Raw genomic sequence first — 17,290 nt, 5'->3', positions numbered from 1 at the left:
ATTCAGCGGGCCCGCAACCGGATCGGCATCGAGTGGAAGATCGTCATGTTGTTGGTGAGGGTCGGGTAGGTCACCTCGACCGCTCCGAGCGTGATGTCCTCGGCGCGGCACAGGAGCTCGTCGAGAACAGCACGAATCTCCGCGCGGGCCAGCATCGCCCCGAGGCAGTGATGCGGTCCGCCGCCGCCGAACGCCACGTGCGGGTTGTCCGCGCGGCCGATGTCGAACGTAAACGGATCGGCGAAGACGTCCTCGTCGCGGTTGGCCGACCGCAACATCGACACCACCCGCTCGCCCCGGGGGATCGTGACGCCGTCGATGTCGACGTCGACCTTGGTGACCCGGCTCCAGAACGCCACCGGTGTCGACCATCGCAGCACTTCCTCGACCGCCGACTGGCGCACCGATGGATTCGTGCGGTAGCGCTCGATCTGCTCGGGGTTGTCGACGAAGGCCCGCAGCCCGTACGCCAAGGCGTTCTTCGTGGTGTCACTGCCCGCGAACGCGATCACGAAGAAGAAGATGTCGAGCTCGGTGGCGGGAATCGACAGCTGCTCGCCGTTCTCGTCGGTCACCACCGCCGTGGCCAGTGTGCTCCAGATGTCGTCGGTGGGATGCAGGCGCTTTGCGGCGGTCAGTTCCGCGGCGTAGGTGAAGATCTTGCCGAACAGTTCGAGATGCTGTTGTTCGGCCTCGCGTCCGGACGGAGCCGAATTCGCCTGCAGGATGAGGTCGAAGGTGTCGAAGATCTCCGGTCGGTCCTCTTCGGGTATGCCGACGATGTCGCCGATCACCGACATGGGCAGAGCGTCGGCGACATCGGCGATCCAGTCGCCGCGGCCACGGTCGAGGAGGTCGTCGATCAGCGCCGCGGCCCGGGTGCGGATGTCTCGCTCGAGCTTTCCGATCGCCTTCGGAGTGAACGCGTGTGACATCACCCGGCGCCGCTTGATCAGATCAGGTGGATCCATGTTGATGATCGTGGGGAACGCACCCACAGCACCCACGCCCTGGATCAACGGCCCCTCGGCGGCGGTGAACGATTCGGTGTCACGGTGGATGCGGTGCGCGTGGCGCAACTTCGTGGTCATCCAAAAGTCGCGTTTCAGCGTCGCGGCCACCCGATCGGTGAGGCCGTGCCGGAAGATCGGTCGCTCGCGCCGCAGCTCGGCGAAAAGTTCGTCGGGAAAACCGTTCTGCCACAACGCCGGATCGGATAGGTCAACCGGAGTGGTCGTGGCCATGCGCCGTTCCCTTCGCCGTTCTTGACCCAGAATGCCTAAAATAGTAAAAATAGGCAACGGACAGCGCCGCTGACCCCGGCTGGTGCGTGCGCGGACGGAGCTGCGATGACGGACACGATCGACGATCCCACACTCGACCCGTCGGAGCGCGAGTTCGGGCCCAGCGGTATCAGCCTGTCGACCTACCGGTTTCCGACCGGATGGTTCATCGTCGGATTCTCCTCGGACCTGCCCGCCGGTCAGGTCAAGCGCGCCCACTACTTCGGCGAGGAATTGGTGATCTTCCGGACCCGGTCGGGCCGGGTCAACGTGCTCGACGCTTACTGTCAGCACCTGGGCGCGAACATGGGCGTCGGCGGCACCGTCGAGGGGGAGAACATCGTCTGCCCGTGGCACGGCTGGCAGTGGACCGGCGACGGCGCCAACGCGCTGATCCCGTACAGCAAGATCGGCTGCAAACAGAACGTGCGGATCAAGCGCTACCCGTGCACCGAGTGGAACGGCTTCATCCTCGTCTGGCATGAACGCCACGGCCGCGCACCGTACTGGCAACCGCCGGTATTGCCCGAACTCGAGACCGACGAGTACTACCCGCTGCATCCACACACGCGGATGGTCAACAGGGTCAAGGTGCACGCGCAGATGATCATCGAGAACGCGGCCGACCCGTACCACGTTCAGTACGTGCACAAGGCGGCGAATCCCGCCAACACCGCGTCGTTCGAAGTGTCCGGCTATCACCTGCACGCGACGGTGAACGCGAATTTCGGTGGGGGACGGCCCAAGACGTGGCTCACCCCGAACGGTCCCGTGGACGCGAAGATCATCTACGACAACTATTCGCTGGGCCTCGGCGTGGTGCGTTTCCCCTCCGAGCTCGTCGCCACCGTCCAGGTGACGGGCCAGACGCCGGTCGACGAGGATTACACCGACTACTTCTACACCCAGGCATCCATCCGCGAAGCCGGCGATCGCGGCGACAAGCCCACCGGCCGGGCGGCGAAGTTTCTGCAGCTGCAGCAGGAGGTCATCAAACAGGACTTCTTCACCTGGGAGAACATGAAGTACCTGGAGAAACCGAACCTGGCGCCCGAGGAAGCCCGCGACTACGCCGCGCTGCGCCGTTGGGCGCATCGGTTCTATCCGGGCGCCGAGCCGTCGGCGACCGATTTCGGTTACACGCCGAGCGGTGAACCCGACCCCTCGGCAGCAGAGGCTTGATGCCCACGGACCGGACCGGGCGCACGGACCCCGCGGCCTTCGGCGTCGAACGGTTTACGGTCGCTTCCGTTCTCGACCGCCGCGCCGACCAGTTCGGTGACCAGGTGATGATGTCGATCGACGGCACGGCCATCACCTTCGCCCAGATGCGCGACCGGTCCAGCGCCGCCGCGGCGATGCTCGCCGATCGCGGCGTGTGCCGGGGTGACACCGTGGCGCTGTTCGCCGGCACCTGCCCGGAATGGGTGTACTTCTGGCTCGGTGCCGCCCGGTTGGGCGCGGTCAGTGCTGCGGTCAACGCCGCCAACAAGGGTGACTTCCTGGCACACGCGCTTGATGTGTCTCAAGCCAAGCTGGTGGTGACCGATCATGACCGCCGTGCCCGACTCGCCGAGGTGGCCGACCAGCTCGTTGCCCCGGCCGCGACCCTGCTGATCGACGATTCGGTCGGCACCGAGTTGAGCGGGTCGCACGTCGGCACCTACCCCGCGGTGCGCACCGACGTCGACGACGTGGGCGCGCTGTTCTTCACCTCGGGAACCACCGGCCCGTCGAAGGCGGTGGCGACCACGTGGCACTACCTGTTCGTCGCGGCCGCCACCGTCGCATCGGCGTGGGAGTACGGGCGGGGTGACGTGATCTGGACGGCGATGCCGCTGTTCCATCTCAGCGCCGCCCCGACGGTGCTCGCGCCGATGCTGGTCGGCGGTACCAGCGTGCTGGCCGGCGCCTTCCACCCCGCCGAGGTATCAGACGAGTTGCGGGCCTGTGGCGCAGCGGGGTTCGCCGGGGCGGGTGCGATGGTGTCGATGCTGTGGACTCTGCCGCCCGATCCCCGTGACGCGCAGCTCGGGATCCGGTTCATCTCGGCCGCGCCCATTTCGACCGAGCTGTACCGCGCGATCGAGGACCGGTACCGATGCCGCGTGGTGACGATGTACGGGCTGACGGAAGCGTTTCCGATCGCGTACAAGGCGGTTTCGGACGACGGTGTTCCGGGTACCTCTGGACAAGTCAACCCGGCCTTCGAGGTTCGCATCGTCGACGGGGACGGCCACCCTGTCGCCGTCGGTGAGACGGGTGAGATCGCGTGCCGGCCGCGGACAGCGCATGTGATGAGCGAGGGGTATGTGTCGTCCGCGCCCGGGCATCGCGGCCTGCGGATCGAGCCCCACCCGGAGTGGTTCCGGACAGGCGATCTGGGTTTTCTCGACAACCACCACAACCTGACGTTCGTCGATCGCGCCAAAGACTCGCTGCGCAGGCGCGGTGAGAACGTGTCCTCGGTCGAGCTCGAGCAGACGGTGATGCGCCACCCGGCGGTGGCCGAAGCCGCCGCGGTCGCCGTGCCCAGCGAGCTGGGTGAGGACGACATCCTCGTCGTCGTCACCCTTCGTCCCGCCGCGACCATCGATCTTCCCGAACTACTGGACTTCTGCGCGGCGCGCATGCCGTACTTCTGCGTTCCTCGGTATCTCGAAGTGCTGGACGAGATTCCGAAGAACGTCATCGGACGGGTGCGAAAGGATCTGCTGCGGAAACGGGGCCTGAGCGAGTCGGTGTGGGACCGAGAAGCCCACGGCTACCTGCTGAGTCGGTGAAGGAGTCAGACGATGGCATTGAGCTACCAACAGCAGTACGTACTCGACGGGCTGGCGGGGCGAGCGGGAATTCTCAACCTCGACGCCAGGCACAACCGCTTGTTCTCCAGCGGTGACCTGGCCGGCTGGCTCGCCACCTTCCGGCATTCCGGTGCGACCTACACCAGGGGTGAGGAACCGTTCAGCAACCTCGCGGAGGCGTTCGACGGCGGCGACGGCCGGCGACTGGTCACCGTCGACCACGACATCACCGTCGACGGCGTCGAGGCGACTCAACAGTGCGTCGCATTGCTGTTCTGCGACAACGAACTCCAGGCCACCGGCAGCTACACCGACCGCCTCGTCTACGAGCGCGGCGGGTGGTACTTCGCCTCACGTCGACTGACCTGGGATGCGGTTCCGCGTGAGAGCGCGCTACCGGGGTGATCGAGACCGGCCGGTACGAGCTGGCGTTCGGCACGTACGAAGACGCATTGCAGATGGTCGGCACGCGCACGGAGCCGCGATACGCCGGGACTGCGGTGAGCGCGGCCCGGATTCAGCACTTCGCGGCCATGGTCCGCGACTCGAATCAGGGTTTCTGGGACGAGGATTTCGCCCGCCGGCAGTGGGGCGGGCTGCTCGCCCCGCCCGGCCTGCTGATGGGGTGGCTCATTCCGCCGCCGTGGCTGCCGAACGGCCGACCGCCGGTGGCGGCGATCGCGATCCGCGTGCCGCTGCCGGGGACCACGTTCATCAACGCCGCCAACGACGCCGAGTATCCCTGCCCCATCGTGGAGGGGGATCACCTGCACCTGACCGAGGAGGTGGTCTCGGTCTCGCCATTGAAGCGCGCCCGCCTCGGTTTCGGCCACTTCGTGCAGACGTGTGACGAGTTCCGCCGCGACGATGGAACATTGGTCGCCGTCAACCGCAACACCTTGTTCCGGTTCACTCCCGAGGGGCAGGCGTGAGGGCGCACCTGGGTGTGGAGTGGGAGCGGGTCGAGGTTCCGTCCGACCTGCCCGAAGTCGTGGACCACATCGACTACCAGCGCGTCGTGATGAACCCCGGAGCGACGTGGGATTACTTTCCGGCGCACTATGACCCGCGCTATGCCGAACAGCACGGGCATCCGACGATCTTCGTCAACACGATGCACATCGCCGGGTTCGTCGACCGCATCGCCACCGACTGGGCCGGCCCCTACAGCCGCGTGGTGCGCCGCAAGATCACCCTGCTCGGCTCCATCTACGCCGGCGACTCGATGGTGGGTCGCGGGCGCGTCGTGGCCAAGCGCGACACCGGCCTGGTCGATCTGCAGATCACCGTGTCCAACCAACGCGGAGAGCTGTGCTGCCCGGCGGAGCTGACGCTCGAGCTGTCACGCTAGGTCGGGCAACTTGTCCGCGCTGATGGTCGTCTGCAACTCGACATACTCCGAGAGCCCCTCCGCGCCGAACTCCCGACCGATTCCGGACTGCTTGAACCCCCCGAACGGCATGGTCGTATCGAGTGTGTACATGTTGATCCCGTAGGTGCCGGTCCGAATGGCGGCGGCGATCTCCAGCCCGTGCGCGACGTCAGCCGTCCAGACCGAGCCGGCCAGCCCGTAGTCACTGTCGTTGGCGATCCGGATCGCGTCGCGTTCGTCGGCATACGTGAGCACGGTCAGCACCGGCCCGAAGATCTCCTCACGGGCGATGCGCATGTCGTTGCTCGCGTCGGTGAACAGCGTCGGCTGGACGTACCATCCCCGGTCACATGGTTTTTCGGTGCCGCCCAACACCATTCGCGCGCCCTCGGCGAGTCCCGCGTCGATGTAGCCCTGCACTTTCTGCTGCTGGCGTTGTGCCACCAGCGGGCCGATGTCGGTGGCGTCGTCGGCGGGATCACCCACCGCAAGCCCCGACATCATCGCGCTCAGCGCCTCCACCACATCGTCGTGGCGGCGTTCGCTCACCAGGATTCGCGTCTGCGCCACGCAGGCCTGCCCGTTGTTCATCAGGCTCGCCGTCTTCAGATGCTCGACGGTGCGCTCGATGTCGGCGTCGTCGAGGATGATGGCCGCCGACTTGCCGCCCAACTCGAGGCTGACGCGTTTGAGTTGCTCCCCGCATACGGCGGCGATACGGCGTCCGGTGGCCGACGAACCGGTGAACGAGATCTTGTCCACGCCGGGATGGCGCACCAGGCGCTCACCGGTGTCGCGTCCGCCGGGAAGGATCGACACGACGCCTTCGGGAAGGTCGACCTCCTCGAGCATCTCCGCCAGCCACATTGCGTCGATGGGCGTTTCGGGAGCCGGCTTGACCACGACCGTGCAGCCCGCGATGAGCGCCGGGATCATCTTCGGCATGATGAGGAACTGCGGGACGTTCCACGGGACGATCGCACCCACCACGCCGACGGGTGCGCGCCGGATCTGCACATCCCCGAAGAGCCCTCGCCGCCGCTCGATCCACGGGAAGTCCCGCGCGGTGGCCAGGATCAGGTGCATCTGGGCGAGCGCACCGGTGGCCTGCCCCAGCCGGCTGAAGCTGCGCGGTGACCCCATCTCCGCGGTGATGAGGTCGGCCATCTCGTCGGTGTGAGCCGCGTAGAGCGTCGCGAGCTTCTCGATCTTCTCCATGCGCTCGTCGACGCTCAACCGCGGCCACGGGCCCTCGTCGAACGCCTCCCGCGCGGCCTGCACCGCACGGTCGACGTCCTCGGCGGCGGCCTCGGGCGTCTCGCCGATCTGCTCCTCGGTGTGCGGGGAGATGACCGCGATACGTCGTCTCGTGGCCGGAGTCTCCCACCGGCCGCCGATGAAAAGCCGTTCGTATGTCAGCGATCTCATGACGGTGCCTCCTCGTCGACCACCGGGCGAGTTCCGCATCGGGCCTCACCCCGCACCCGCCTAAGTCGCTATTGATGCAAACATAGCAAATCAGGGGTCAGGGGCGGCCGCATGCGACGACTCCGCCGTGGAACGACGTTGCAACGGGCGTCCCTCGATCGAACTTTGCCGTTGGCAACGCCATTTCGCGATCGATCCGGCGCCTGCGGGCGTATCGTCCGCTGTGGGACGGGGACGGGAGGTCGTCGATGGCGCTCGTGCAATGGCCGTCACTGCGCCGGGCCACGCGTTGGGCGGCGGGCACGGTGGCCGCCGCCATGTTGCCGGCCCTCGCCGCCGGGGGTGTGAGCCCACCCGCGCAGGCCTTTTCGGATCCGAGCCTTCCGATCGAGCACCTGGAAGTGCCCTCCACGGCGATGAATCGCACCGTCCGCGTCGAGTTTCTCGGTGCCGGCGCCGACACACCGGCGTTGTATCTGCTCGACAGCATGGAGGCCGGCGACGACCTCAACGGCTGGGATATCAACACCGCGGCCTTCGACTGGTTTGACGGCTCCGGCATCTCGGTGGTGATGCCCGTCGGCGGCAAGTCGAGCTTCTACTCCGACTGGTATGCGCCCGCGGTGGGCAACGGCGCGACCCACACCTACAAGTGGGAGACCTTCCTGACCCAGGAGCTTCCGGCATGGCTGGCCGCCAACAAAGGGGTACGGCCGACCCGCAACGCGGTGGTCGGGTTCTCGATGGGTGGGTCGGCGGCGCTGATCCTGGCGGCCTACCACCCCCAACGGTTCAGTTACGCCGGATCGCTGTCGGGCTTTCTGAACCTCTCCGCGCCCAACGGCCCTGGGCAGGTCAGGGTCGCCCAGATGTGGAACGGGGGTTTCGATCCCGCTGCGATGTGGGGCCCGCCGTCAGACCCGGCATGGGTGCGCAACGATCCCACGATGCAGGCCGGCCGGCTCGCCGCCAACGGAACACGCGTCTGGATCTACTGCGGCGACGGCACGCTCACCGACCCCGCACTGACCAATCCCGACGCGCCGATCGCCGGGCTCGGCTTCCTGGAGGGCTTCGCGATCGACTCGAACCGGGCGTTCGTCGACGCCTACATCGCCTCAGGCGGGAACAACGGCGTCTTCAACTTTCCCGCGGGCATCCACAGTTGGGGCTACGCCGGCCAACAGCTACAGCAGATGAAGCCCGATATCCAGCGAGTGCTGGAATCTCAGCCGACGAACGACCAGTGAAGCGGCGCAGGCGGTTTCGCGTCAGGCGTCGTCGACGGGAGTGGATTCCGGGGCCGAATCCGTATCACCGGCGTCCAACACACTGACCGCGATGCCGTACGGCAGGAACCGCACCTTGCGGGCGGGGTCGGTGTTGTTCTTGTTGGCCCGCAACGCGTCCAACTCGGTGGGGTAGACCTGCTCGATATGCGCACCACCGTCGTCGTCCACGGTGTAGATCGCCCACACCCCGTCACCGGTCTCACCGGTGGTCTCGGGTTCGCGCCGGGGCCGCGACGAACGGGTGAACTCGTCGACCAGGTTGGCCCAGCCCGCGCGTTCCCCCGACGTGCTGAAGAACCTGCCGAGGCCGTCGAGCGCGTCACGCAGACCTTCACCCGCTTCGCGTACGACGCGGTCGAACTCCTCGGGGTCGATCCCGAACGGGCCGTTGCTGCTCATGGTGCCTCCTCCTGGAGCGCCCGCACCTCTGCGCGGTAGCTCTTCCAGTGTGCCCGCCTGCGGTGAAGTAGTCGACTGAAGCGATCCCGAAGTGGTAGGCAACCTTTATGGCCATCTCCCGGGCCGACGCCCTGGCCGCCGTCGAGCGATCCCCGGCCGCGGTCGCCGTGCACGACCGCCAGGCGTGGGTCGCCGCCTTCACCTTCGACGGAATCGTCGAAGACCCGGTGGGTTCGCAACCGCACCGCGGGACGACGGCCATCGCCCGCTTCTACGACACCTTCGTCGGCCCCCGCGACATCGCATTTCACCGCGACGTCGACATCGTGGTGGGCTCGACCGTGATCCGCGATCTGGAACTCGAGGTCCAGATGGCGGCGGGGATGACCCTGCGGATACCCGCCTACCTGCGCTACCACCTCGAAGCCGACGCGGGTCAGCTGAAAATTGCTGAGCTGTCGGCTTTTTGGGAGCTTCCCGCGATGGTCGGGCAGTTCCTCAAACGCGGAGTCCGATCGGTGCCCGCCGGGCTGCAGCTGTACCGGGGGCTGCTGACGAATCAGGGTCTGGTCGGGACACTCGGCTTCCTCGGCGGCTTCCGCGGCGTCGGCCCGCAGGGCAAGCGGCGGTTCAACGAGTTTCTCGCGGCCGCCCGTTCGGGTGACGAGGTCGGGGTGCGCCGCTGGTTGGGCGGTGGCACCCAGATCACCCTCGGCGACCACGCACCGATGGGCGGCGCCGAACTGCTGTCCCGGCTGACCGGCGCCCGCTCCCGCAAACTGATCGGATCGGGTTACAGCCTGGTCTGCGGCATCGAGGGCGCCGGGTCGCGCGACGTGCTGATCGCCGACGTGGCGACGAAACCCTTCGCGATCAGGCGAATCCGTTATTACGCCGGAACCGGCGTCTGACCCGCCGGACGTTTCGTCTCCTCGGGCCGCGGCAACTCGGCAACCATGCGACACACTGATTCACGCGAGTTCGCCGTCGTGGGCGTGGTCCTGGCCGCGGTACTGGCCTCCTGCCTGATTCTGCCCACCATCGGACGGCTTGCGACGCTCGACCAGACGTGGGCGGCCGCCGCGATCCTCGGCGTCCCCACCGTCGCGTTGCTCACCGTCACCGGTTACCGGCACTACGGGCCTGTCCGCAGTCTGGCCGTAGCGGTGGTCGTCATGGGCGTCGCGCTGATGGCCAGCTGGGTGTTCTCGGTCTACGTGGTGGCCGCCGCGATGAGTGGTTCGACGACAACCCTGGCCATGGGGGTCCTGCTGTACGGGACTCCGGCCCTCATCGTGGCGGTGCTCGGGCGACTGGCGCTCAAGCTGGTGCCCCCTCGGTCACCGTCGGGCGACCGTTTGACCACCCCCACCGCGGGTAACCCGGCCGCATGACTCCGCGCGAAGACGACGACAACAGTGAAGAGGGTGTCACCGAGGACGACCACGTCGCGACCTCCCGCGCCGGCAAGGACGGCGGCGACGACGAGGGCACCTACGTCGGGCAGACGTTCTCCGACGACGCGATCGACACAGAGGAGAGCGGGGCCGAGGCGCGCAGCAGCGACGGTCGTTGACGGTTCGGCACGCAGGGTCGCGGAACGGTTGCAGGAACGTCGCGAGAGGCTCACCCGAGGTGTCTCGATTCGGTCGCAGCGGTCGCGTCGCGTGCGGCGCGAGATGGGCGCGTGAGACTGTATGAGCACCATGCCTGTCGACGATGAGTCCACCGAGATCACCTACGAGGAATTCGGCCGCAGATTCTTCGAGGTCGCCGTGACCGAGCAGCGCGTCGGCAGCGCCATCGCCGAAATCGCCGGTGACGAGTTCGAGATGGGTCCGATCGCTCAGGGTCCGGGCAAGATCGCGAAGGTCACCGCGAAGGTGCGGATCCAGGAACCGCGCCTGACGCGCCACGTCGGGCCGATGATCACGTTCGCCATCCGCATCCCGCTGGAGATCGACATGATGGTCGATCTGCGCATCGACAAGCCGAAGTTCATGGTCTTCGGAGAGATCGCGCTGAACGCCACCGCGCGCGCCGCGGAACCGTTGTTGTTGATTCTCGACGTCGAGAAACCCCGGGCTTCCGACATCTCGATCCATGTCACGTCCAAGTCGCTGCGCGGGGAGGTGGTCCGCATCCTCGGTGGTATCGACGCCGAGATCCGGCGGTTCATCGCCGCCCACGTCGCCGGCGAGATCGACAGCCCGGCCTCCCAGAAGGCCAAGGTGATCGACGTGGGCGCCACCATCGACACCGCCTGGACGGGCGTCTGAGGGGTCCGCAGCGTAGGATTCCGGGGTGCTTAGCAAACCCGTGTCGGCGCTCGCGCTGACCTCCGGACTTCTGGCCGCCGCGGCCGTGGTTGCCGCGCCCGCGCAGGCCGATCCCGTCGACGACGCGTTTCTCAACGCGGTGACCGAGGCCGGCGTGGTCATGAGCGATCCGAACAGTGCCGTCGCAGTCGGTCAGCAGGTGTGCCCCATGCTGGCCGATCCGGGCCAGAACGCCGCCAACGTCGCGGCCAAGGTCGCCGAAATGGGCGGGATGTCACTGGGCCCGGCAACCATGTTCACCGGCATCGCGATCTCGATGTTCTGCCCCGCGATGGTGTCCTCGATCGGCAGCGGTAACTCGCCGATCCCGCTGCCGTTCCTCGGCATCTAGAGCCGTCGCCGGCTCCGATGGCCAGGCATCGGGCATATCAGGCCGGGTGTTGAAACCTCAACGACGCAGGGCCGCGGTCACCTGCTCGACGCCGACGCCGGCCGCGAGGTCACGGTGTCTTTCGGTCACCTCGGCGCCGCCGGTCCGCAGCACGCCGACGACCTCGGCCACGCCGTCGGCCCGGCGCGCGTGGAACCCGACCCCGGCGGCCCACCACCTCATCAGTGCGTCGAGGCCGCGCCGGGGGTCAGCGCCGTGGTCGACGAGCGTCGCGACGGTCGCGGGCAGCAGAAGTCGCGCGGCTCGATCGATGGGCTGGGTTCCGTCGGGCAGCGCGGCGTCGACCGGTGCGCCGGCGCGCACCAGCGCGCGCACCAACTCCGGGTTGACGTGGTCGTGGTCGCCGAGCACGTGCAGCGGTGTCGCCCCATCGGAGTCGAGCAGCGCCGGACGGACACCGCTGGCCAGGGCGTGGTTGAGCGCCACGCTGCGACCATTGCGCACGATCTCATGCAGGATCGTGGTGTAGCGCTCACCGCGGACCGACAACACGATGCGCCGCCCCGCGTCGGCGCCCGCATCGATCAACGCGACCGCGATGCCCAGGCCCGGCGAGCGCACCGCGTACCAGAGTGGTGACGCACCACACGCATCCACCGGATCGGGATCGGCGCCCATCGCGAGCAGTTCGATCACCGCCGAGTCGCCGCGCTGCGCACGGCGAAACAGGTCCAGGACGTCCGGCGCTAACGGCTCGGTCCATTGCGGCGGGTCGACGCCGAGTGCGGCCACAACGAGAATTGTGCCCATAAGCGAAGATGGGCACCCTTGCGGGTGCCCCTCTCGACCGAATCGGCTACTTGACGTCTACGTAGACGAGACGGTCCTGATGCGTGGTGTAGTTGTGGCTGCTCCCGATCACCGGGGTGCCCGCGTCGATCCGGGTGAAGGTGGGGCCCTCGCGGACCGCGACCACCTCGGCCTCGCTCAGCGGGGCGGTGCCCACCTGGGTGACGATGACCCTGTACCCCTCAGATCTGAGCTGGTTGATGGTGTCCTGCGCATTCTGTGACCCCGAAGGTGCGGCGGCCACCGGTGCGGCCAGCCCGATCAGGGCGGCGGCCAGTCCGCTCGCTACGACTGCGACTCCCGTCTTCCTCATATCCATGCCTCTTTCTCTGTCCGCGAGCCACCGAAAGCGGTTTTCCGCCAGATGATTTCGCATTGGGCGCGTTTCGGTCGGCTCATAGGCGGCAACGAAGAACGGACGGGTTTAATTCCCTGGCAGGAAATGCCCGAAGATTGGCAGATTTTAAGCGGCGCAACGGTGTTCGGTGTGCGCAACAACGTCAGAGCAGGCGCCCCAACCGGCTCAGTTGCAGTGGACGGCCGACCGCGCTCAACTGGCCGAGGATGTCCTCCAGCCTGGTCAGGGGCAGATCCATCCGCCACTCCGCCACCGACGCCGAGAGCCGCACCACACCCGGGGCGAAGCTGATTCCGGTGAGGCGGACACCATGCGGTAGCTCGGGCAGCCGCACGGGATAGGCCGGGGTCCGCGCCGGCAGCGGACACCGGGTCCGGCCGAATGTGAGGCAGCGTGGTTTGAGCCACAGCGTCGAGCCGTCCAGTTGGGCGTCGACTTCGAGGTGGCCCGCCCCCGGCCGCCGCGCGAGGCGCAACCGGGCCACACCGTCGGCGCCGATCGCACCCGAGAGCCGGGGTGCGGCCCAGCGGAACACATCGTCGAGAACCGCCGCCGGAATCTCCAACGTCAGCTCGACAGGCGCTGCCACCAGGACCGGTGGCACCGTGGGCCGAATGTGCACGTTGTGCAACACCGCGGTGGCATGGTCGAATTGCGCCCCGTTGCACTCAATGTCGCGTGCGGCCAGGCGGACGTCGTTGAGCTGACCGACCGAGAGGCCCCGGACGTCGAGGCGCGAGTCGAACTCGGTGACCGTCAGCGTCAGATCTCCCTCGTCAAGCTTGACGCTGAGTCGCCTGCCGACCACGAGCCGGCGGACCGTCATGAACAGCGTTCGGTACGCCGCGGCCGCCCCGGTGCCGACCGGCGTCACCGCGGCCGAGGACCACAGTGCGGTCAACATGTCGACGGGTCGGAACGGGTCGAATCTGCGCAGAGGTTCCGGGCGCGTCATGACTCCAGCATTCCCCGCCGGGGGCGGTTCCGTACAGTCGGGCGCATGACCTCCGTGGTAATCGTCGGCAGCGGGTTCACCGGTTTCGAATGTGCGCGCACTTTGGCCAAGAAATTGCGCAAGGAGCGTTCCGACGTCGAGATCTCGATCGTCTCGCCGGTCGACTACATGCTGTACACGCCGCTGCTGCCGGACGTCGCCGGCGGGTTGGTCGACGCCCGCTTCGTCGCGATCCCGCTGGCCAACGCCTTACGCGGGGTGCAGGCGATCCGTGGCCGCGTCGACGAGGTCGACTTCGAAGGACGCACCGTCACGTTCACCGATCCCGAGGAACGGTCACGTGCGCTGTCGTGGGACCGGCTGGTGCTGACCCCCGGTTCGGTCACCAAACTGTTCGACGTGCCCGGCCTCGCCGAGCACGCCCGTGGTCTCAAGTCGACCGCCGAAGCGCTGTATCTACGCGATCACGTGCTCCAGCAACTCGAACTTGCCGACGTCGACGACGATCCCGGCCGCCGTGCGGCCCGCCGCACGATCGTCGTGGTCGGCGCGTCGTACTCGGGGACGGAACTGGCGGTCCAACTGCGCGCGCTCGCGGACTCGGCCGCCCATCAGATGGGCTTCGACCCGAGCGAAGTGAAGTTCCTGTTGCTCGACCTCGCCGAGCAGGTGATGCCGGAGGTCGGGGAGAAGCTGGGCGCCGCGGCGCAGCGCGTGCTGAAGTCGCGCGGCATCGACGTCCGGCTGGGCGTGACGCTCAAGGAAGTACACGCCGAACACGTTGTGCTCAGCGATGATTCGTTGATCCGCACCCATACCGTGGCATGGGTCACCGGTGTGACGGGTGCGCCGCTGATCGAGAAGCTGGGGCTGCCGACCGAGCGCGGCCGGCTGAAAGTGACCACCGAGCTCGAGGTTCCGGGCCACCCCGGGGTCTTCGCCGCAGGTGACGCCGCCGCGGTGCCCGACGTCACACAGCCCGGCAAGATCACGCCGCCGACTGCACACCACGCCACCCGGCAGGGAAAGGTGTTGGCGCGCAACGTCGCCGCCAGCCTTGGTGTGGGCAAACCGAAGCGCTACAAGCACCGCAACATGGGCCTGGTCGTCGACCTGGGCCCGCGCTACGCGGTGGCCAATCCGCTCAACATCCAGTTGTCCGGTTTTCCCGCCAAGGTCGTGACCCGCGCCTACCACGTGTACGCGATCCCGCGGTTCGTCAACCGCTGGGCGGTGACGCTGGCGTACCTGACCGATCTGTTCTTCGACCGGTCCGTCGTCTCATTCGGGCTCTCCACGCAGGAGGACGCGCAGTTTTCGGCCAGCGAGGGCATTCCGACGCCGAAAGCGGGCTGATTCAAACCCCGTGAAGCGGGGAACTGTGTCGGCATGGCTACTTACCGCGTGCTGAACCCCAAGGGCGAGGTCGTCGACACCAAGGACATCGAGAGCGCCGACGATGCTCACGCCTGGTTCGTCGACCAGAAGGCGGACCCTGAACTCGGCTGGCGTATGGAGGTCAAGAACGACCAAGGCGACTGGGATTTCTTCGACAGCAGCGAGGGCGACCGCAAGTACTGAGTCGCTGGTCCGGGTGGCCCACAATCTGCGGTGAGCGACCGCGCTTGTACGGCTGGACGCGGCGTGTCGGCGCACAGACTCGGTCGCTCGCGGAAGATGGGGAGCGTGCCGAAGCTGAGTGCGGGACTGCTGCTCTACCGGGTGCGTGACGACGTGGTCGAGGTGCTCATCGGGCATCCGGGCGGACCGTTCTGGGCGCGCAAGGACGAAGGGGCCTGGTCGATCCCCAAGGGCGAATACGACGAGGGCGAGGACCCGTGGGTCGTCGCGCGCCGCGAATTCGAAGAAGAACTCGGCAAGCGCCCGCCGGACGGGCCCCGCATCGAGTTCGCGCCCGTCAAACAGCCCAGCGGCAAGATCGTCACGGCGTTCGCAGTGCAGGGCGACCTCGACCCGGAGGGCACCGTGTCCAACACCTTCACCATGGAGTGGCCGAAAGGGTCGGGCACGTTCAGGGAGTTTCCCGAAATCGACCGGGTCGCTTGGTTTCCCGTGCCACAGGCTCGGTCCAAGCTGTTGAAGGGTCAGCGGGTCCTGCTGGATCGTCTGATGGCGGCAATCGCAGGAGACGAACCGGCCGAGTCTCGATCGCATTGATCGTCAGCGCGCGACCGTGGATCCGCCAGCCTGCCCGTGTGCGCAGGTACTCGTCGTCGTAGCGCAGATGCCAAACCAGATCCGACGTCCGGCCCTCGCTGACCGTCCAATGGTGGGCGATGCACGTGATGCGGCCGAGCGCGTAATCGGCTTCTTCGGCCGCGGCGTACACCTCGCCGACGATCGCGTGTTCGGTCCTGGTGACGGCAGCCAGCGCGGCCATCGCCGCGCGCACCCCGTCGCGGCCGTGGTGGCGGCGCACCGGCTCCAGCGCGCGCGGCGGGTCGGGCAGCCGCAGTTCGGCGTTCTCGGTGAACAGCTCGGCGACATCGTCGAAGCGGCGGTCGTCGACGGCCGAGGCGTAGACGTGCACCAGGTCGGCCAGGGCCAGCCGGTCGGCGGTGCTGAGCCTCATGAGGATCCCCTGCCGGCGAGGCCGAGCCGCTGCGCGCACGCGGACAACATGTCGCGCGCTTGGTCGATATCCGCCGTCGGCGGCATGGCCAGGATCACGCGGTCGGCACCGAGCCCCTCGAGTTTGGCCGCCCGCTCACCGTCGATCTTGGTGACGAGATGCCCCAGCGACAGTTCCAGCGCATCGGGGTCACGCCCGCACCGTTCGGCCTCGTCGCGCATCAGTGAAACCAGTTCGGTCAGTTCGGCGCCGCCGACGCCCAGTGGCTGGAACCCGTCACCGAGCCTGCCCGCCCGCCGCGCCGCCGCCCTGCTGTGCCCACCGATGTGAATCGGTATGTGCGCCAGAGGTTTCGGATAGCACATCGCGTTGTCGAACGCGAAGAACTCACCGTGGAATTCGGCGCCGTCGGGGCGGTCCTGCCACAGCAGCCGCAGCACCGCGAGTTGCTCGTCGGCGCGCCGGCCCCGGCTGGCGAAGTCGGCTCCGCACGCCTCGATCTCCTCTTGGAGCCAACCCATTCCCACGCACAACCGCAGGCGCCCGCCCGAGAGCGCGTCGACCGTGGCCACCCGCTTGGCCAGCACCACCGGGTGATGGTTGGGCAGCACGAGCACGCCGGTGGCCAGCCCGAGCCGGCGGGTGTGACCGGCCAGGAAGGCGAGCAGGTCGAGCGGGTCGGGCACCGCACAGTCGGCGGGCAGTTCGACCCGACCGGACGGGTCGTACGGGTAGACGCTGGTGTACTGCGACATCAGCACGGTGTGCTCGACGACGACCAGCGATTCGAACCCGCGGGACTCCAGGTGCGCGGCGAACGCGGCCATGAAGGCGGGATCTGCGGTGACGCCCGCCGCAACAGGCGCGACGACGGCGTATTTCATGGCAGCGGCGGCAGACCGTTGCTTTCCCGGATGTCCCTGCGACACTCGCGGCGGGTCTGCCCGGTCTGCTCCATGCACACCCGCACGGGCGATTCCTCGGCGACCGGCAGCGGCGGCTCGGTCGCCTCGGTGGTGACCGTCGGGCTCGGGACGTCCCCCTCGGTCAGTGACCAGATCGTCGCGCCGGTGCTCTGCAGCGTCGAGCAGTAGGCGGTCGAGCCGTCGGCGGTCTGGGCGGTAGCGCCCTCAGGCGAGCAGTTGGCCCCGATCACCGCGGCGGAGTCGTCGGCGGGCGACGACGGCGCTGTTGTCGTGGCGGTGTCGTCGTCATCGGTCGCGGTGGTCGTGGGGGCGGCCTTTCTGTTCGGCGAGGAACGCGCGATCGCCCCAGGCAGGTCGACGA

At 67.7% G+C, this 17,290-nt stretch carries 21 protein-coding genes and 2 pseudogenes; 14 read left to right on the top strand and 9 right to left on the bottom strand.

The window, feature by feature from the left end:
• Nucleotides 1–2 precede the first annotated feature (2 nt).
• Nucleotides 3–1,244 carry a cytochrome P450 gene (locus AU197_RS13265; protein WP_064403168.1) on the bottom strand — a complete coding sequence of 414 codons (1,242 nt, stop codon included), beginning with the start codon at nt 1,242–1,244 and terminating at the stop codon, nt 3–5.
• Nucleotides 1,245–1,349: 105 nt separating this feature from the next.
• Between AU197_RS13265 and AU197_RS13260 the strand changes: the two genes are divergently transcribed.
• From AU197_RS13260 to AU197_RS13240, 5 genes are read left to right on the top strand one after another with little or no spacing between them, the layout of a single operon-like run.
• Complete coding sequence (locus AU197_RS13260; protein ID WP_064403167.1) at nt 1,350–2,465, top strand: aromatic ring-hydroxylating oxygenase subunit alpha; 1,116 nt, start codon at nt 1,350–1,352, stop codon at nt 2,463–2,465.
• Nucleotides 2,465–4,066 (top strand): AMP-binding protein, encoded by a 1,602-nt coding sequence (locus AU197_RS13255; protein WP_064403166.1) that lies wholly within the window; start codon nt 2,465–2,467, stop codon nt 4,064–4,066. The genes AU197_RS13260 and AU197_RS13255 overlap by 1 nt, the downstream gene beginning before the upstream one ends.
• Before the next feature lie 12 nt (nt 4,067–4,078).
• A complete protein-coding gene (locus tag AU197_RS13250; protein WP_064403165.1) occupies nt 4,079–4,492 on the top strand; it encodes a nuclear transport factor 2 family protein in 414 nt (137 codons plus the stop codon).
• 53 nt (nt 4,493–4,545) lie between these two features.
• Complete coding sequence (locus AU197_RS13245) at nt 4,546–5,019, top strand: MaoC family dehydratase (RefSeq protein ID WP_064403215.1); 474 nt, start codon at nt 4,546–4,548, stop codon at nt 5,017–5,019.
• A complete protein-coding gene (locus AU197_RS13240; protein WP_231744919.1) occupies nt 5,016–5,438 on the top strand; it encodes a MaoC/PaaZ C-terminal domain-containing protein in 423 nt (140 codons plus the stop codon). The genes AU197_RS13245 and AU197_RS13240 overlap by 4 nt, the downstream gene beginning before the upstream one ends.
• On the opposite strand, the gene AU197_RS13235 is transcribed toward AU197_RS13240, so the two are convergent.
• Nucleotides 5,430–6,887 (bottom strand): aldehyde dehydrogenase, encoded by a 1,458-nt coding sequence (locus tag AU197_RS13235; RefSeq protein WP_064403164.1) that lies wholly within the window; start codon nt 6,885–6,887, stop codon nt 5,430–5,432. The two genes, AU197_RS13240 and AU197_RS13235, sit on opposite strands and share 9 nt — an antisense overlap.
• 248 nt (nt 6,888–7,135) lie before the next feature.
• Here AU197_RS13235 and AU197_RS13230 point away from each other — a divergent pair, with 248 nt between their 5' ends.
• Nucleotides 7,136–8,137, top strand: coding sequence for an alpha/beta hydrolase (locus AU197_RS13230; protein WP_064403163.1), 1,002 nt, complete (start codon nt 7,136–7,138; stop codon nt 8,135–8,137).
• A gap of 21 nt (nt 8,138–8,158) precedes the next feature.
• Here the strand turns inward: AU197_RS13230 and AU197_RS13225 are convergent, their stop codons facing one another.
• The gene (locus AU197_RS13225) at nt 8,159–8,578 is read right to left on the bottom strand and encodes an Rv0313 family protein (protein WP_064403162.1); all 420 of its coding nucleotides are present in this window, start codon (nt 8,576–8,578) and stop codon (nt 8,159–8,161) included.
• A gap of 107 nt (nt 8,579–8,685) precedes the next feature.
• On the opposite strand from AU197_RS13225, the gene AU197_RS13220 reads away from it, so the two are divergent.
• From AU197_RS13220 to AU197_RS13200, 5 genes are all read left to right on the top strand, one after another.
• Nucleotides 8,686–9,489, top strand: coding sequence for a nuclear transport factor 2 family protein (locus tag AU197_RS13220; protein WP_064403161.1), 804 nt, complete (start codon nt 8,686–8,688; stop codon nt 9,487–9,489).
• 45 nt (nt 9,490–9,534) lie between these two features.
• Nucleotides 9,535–9,972, top strand: coding sequence for a hypothetical protein (locus AU197_RS13215; protein ID WP_064403160.1), 438 nt, complete (start codon nt 9,535–9,537; stop codon nt 9,970–9,972).
• Nucleotides 9,969–10,154, top strand: a complete 186-nt coding sequence (locus AU197_RS13210) for a hypothetical protein (RefSeq protein WP_064403159.1) — start codon at nt 9,969–9,971, stop codon at nt 10,152–10,154. The genes AU197_RS13215 and AU197_RS13210 overlap by 4 nt, the downstream gene beginning before the upstream one ends.
• 121 nt (nt 10,155–10,275) lie before the next feature.
• Nucleotides 10,276–10,857, top strand: a complete 582-nt coding sequence (locus AU197_RS13205; protein ID WP_197415534.1) for a hypothetical protein — start codon at nt 10,276–10,278, stop codon at nt 10,855–10,857.
• Nucleotides 10,858–10,882: 25 nt separating this feature from the next.
• Nucleotides 10,883–11,248, top strand: a complete 366-nt coding sequence (locus AU197_RS13200) for a DUF732 domain-containing protein (RefSeq protein ID WP_064403158.1) — start codon at nt 10,883–10,885, stop codon at nt 11,246–11,248.
• A 57-nt stretch (nt 11,249–11,305) separates the two neighbouring features.
• Here AU197_RS13200 and AU197_RS13195 read toward each other — a convergent pair whose 3' ends face one another.
• The 3 genes from AU197_RS13195 to AU197_RS13185 all read right to left on the bottom strand — a co-directional run bounded on the left by AU197_RS13195 (nt 11,306) and on the right by AU197_RS13185 (nt 13,410).
• Entirely contained in the window at nt 11,306–12,040 is a 735-nt protein-coding gene (locus tag AU197_RS13195) for an ankyrin repeat domain-containing protein (RefSeq protein ID WP_156434412.1), read from the bottom strand.
• A gap of 64 nt (nt 12,041–12,104) precedes the next feature.
• On the bottom strand, nt 12,105–12,410 hold the full coding sequence (locus AU197_RS13190; RefSeq protein WP_064403212.1) for a hypothetical protein: 306 nt from the start codon (nt 12,408–12,410) through the stop codon (nt 12,105–12,107).
• Between the two features lie 187 nt (nt 12,411–12,597).
• Nucleotides 12,598–13,410, bottom strand: coding sequence for a hypothetical protein (locus AU197_RS13185; RefSeq protein ID WP_064403157.1), 813 nt, complete (start codon nt 13,408–13,410; stop codon nt 12,598–12,600).
• A 45-nt stretch (nt 13,411–13,455) separates the two neighbouring features.
• On the opposite strand from AU197_RS13185, the gene AU197_RS13180 reads away from it, so the two are divergent.
• From AU197_RS13180 to AU197_RS13170, 3 genes are all read left to right on the top strand, one after another.
• Nucleotides 13,456–14,766 (top strand): NAD(P)/FAD-dependent oxidoreductase, encoded by a 1,311-nt coding sequence (locus AU197_RS13180; protein WP_064403156.1) that lies wholly within the window; start codon nt 13,456–13,458, stop codon nt 14,764–14,766.
• Between the two features lie 33 nt (nt 14,767–14,799).
• Nucleotides 14,800–14,991, top strand: coding sequence for a hypothetical protein (locus tag AU197_RS13175; RefSeq protein ID WP_064403155.1), 192 nt, complete (start codon nt 14,800–14,802; stop codon nt 14,989–14,991).
• A 105-nt stretch (nt 14,992–15,096) separates the two neighbouring features.
• Nucleotides 15,097–15,588: an NUDIX hydrolase gene (locus tag AU197_RS13170; RefSeq protein ID WP_064403211.1), complete on the top strand. Its 492-nt coding sequence runs from the start codon at nt 15,097–15,099 to the stop codon at nt 15,586–15,588.
• A gap of 22 nt (nt 15,589–15,610) precedes the next feature.
• On the opposite strand, the pseudogene AU197_RS26020 reads toward AU197_RS13170, so the two are convergent.
• From AU197_RS26020 to AU197_RS26455, 3 genes and pseudogenes are all read right to left on the bottom strand, one after another.
• Nucleotides 15,611–16,003, bottom strand: a pseudogene (locus tag AU197_RS26020) (nuclear transport factor 2 family protein); the annotation flags it as partial.
• Nucleotides 16,000–16,887, bottom strand: coding sequence for an LLM class F420-dependent oxidoreductase (locus tag AU197_RS13165; protein ID WP_064403154.1), 888 nt, complete (start codon nt 16,885–16,887; stop codon nt 16,000–16,002). The gene AU197_RS13165 and the pseudogene AU197_RS26020, both read right to left, overlap by 4 nt.
• Nucleotides 16,884–17,290 (bottom strand): annotated as a pseudogene (locus AU197_RS26455) (serine/threonine protein kinase); the annotation flags it as partial. The pseudogene AU197_RS26455 and the gene AU197_RS13165, both read right to left, overlap by 4 nt.

The organism is Mycobacterium sp. IS-1590, assembly GCF_001500025.1.
Classification (GTDB): domain Bacteria; phylum Actinomycetota; class Actinomycetes; order Mycobacteriales; family Mycobacteriaceae; genus Mycobacterium.
This window is presented reverse-complemented; position numbering and strand designations above follow the sequence as displayed.

Excerpts from the sequence above, each read along its gene's own strand:
- AU197_RS13265 (WP_064403168.1), bottom strand. The coding sequence starts at position 1,244 with ATGGCCACGACCACTCCGGTTGACCTATCCGATCCGGCGTTGTGGCAG.
- AU197_RS13260 (WP_064403167.1), top strand. The coding sequence starts at position 1,350 with ATGACGGACACGATCGACGATCCCACACTCGACCCGTCGGAGCGCGAG.
- AU197_RS13255 (WP_064403166.1), top strand. The coding sequence starts at position 2,465 with ATGCCCACGGACCGGACCGGGCGCACGGACCCCGCGGCCTTCGGCGTC.
- AU197_RS13250 (WP_064403165.1), top strand. The coding sequence starts at position 4,079 with ATGGCATTGAGCTACCAACAGCAGTACGTACTCGACGGGCTGGCGGGG.
- AU197_RS13245 (WP_064403215.1), top strand. The coding sequence starts at position 4,546 with ATGGTCGGCACGCGCACGGAGCCGCGATACGCCGGGACTGCGGTGAGC.
- AU197_RS13235 (WP_064403164.1), bottom strand. The coding sequence starts at position 6,887 with ATGAGATCGCTGACATACGAACGGCTTTTCATCGGCGGCCGGTGGGAG.
- AU197_RS13230 (WP_064403163.1), top strand. The coding sequence starts at position 7,136 with ATGGCGCTCGTGCAATGGCCGTCACTGCGCCGGGCCACGCGTTGGGCG.
- AU197_RS13225 (WP_064403162.1), bottom strand. The coding sequence starts at position 8,578 with ATGAGCAGCAACGGCCCGTTCGGGATCGACCCCGAGGAGTTCGACCGC.
- AU197_RS13220 (WP_064403161.1), top strand. The coding sequence starts at position 8,686 with ATGGCCATCTCCCGGGCCGACGCCCTGGCCGCCGTCGAGCGATCCCCG.
- AU197_RS13215 (WP_064403160.1), top strand. The coding sequence starts at position 9,535 with ATGCGACACACTGATTCACGCGAGTTCGCCGTCGTGGGCGTGGTCCTG.
- AU197_RS13210 (WP_064403159.1), top strand. The coding sequence starts at position 9,969 with ATGACTCCGCGCGAAGACGACGACAACAGTGAAGAGGGTGTCACCGAG.
- AU197_RS13205 (WP_197415534.1), top strand. The coding sequence starts at position 10,276 with ATGAGCACCATGCCTGTCGACGATGAGTCCACCGAGATCACCTACGAG.
- AU197_RS13190 (WP_064403212.1), bottom strand. The coding sequence starts at position 12,410 with ATGAGGAAGACGGGAGTCGCAGTCGTAGCGAGCGGACTGGCCGCCGCC.
- AU197_RS13185 (WP_064403157.1), bottom strand. The coding sequence starts at position 13,410 with ATGACGCGCCCGGAACCTCTGCGCAGATTCGACCCGTTCCGACCCGTC.
- AU197_RS13180 (WP_064403156.1), top strand. The coding sequence starts at position 13,456 with ATGACCTCCGTGGTAATCGTCGGCAGCGGGTTCACCGGTTTCGAATGT.
- AU197_RS13175 (WP_064403155.1), top strand. The coding sequence starts at position 14,800 with ATGGCTACTTACCGCGTGCTGAACCCCAAGGGCGAGGTCGTCGACACC.
- AU197_RS13165 (WP_064403154.1), bottom strand. The coding sequence starts at position 16,887 with ATGAAATACGCCGTCGTCGCGCCTGTTGCGGCGGGCGTCACCGCAGAT.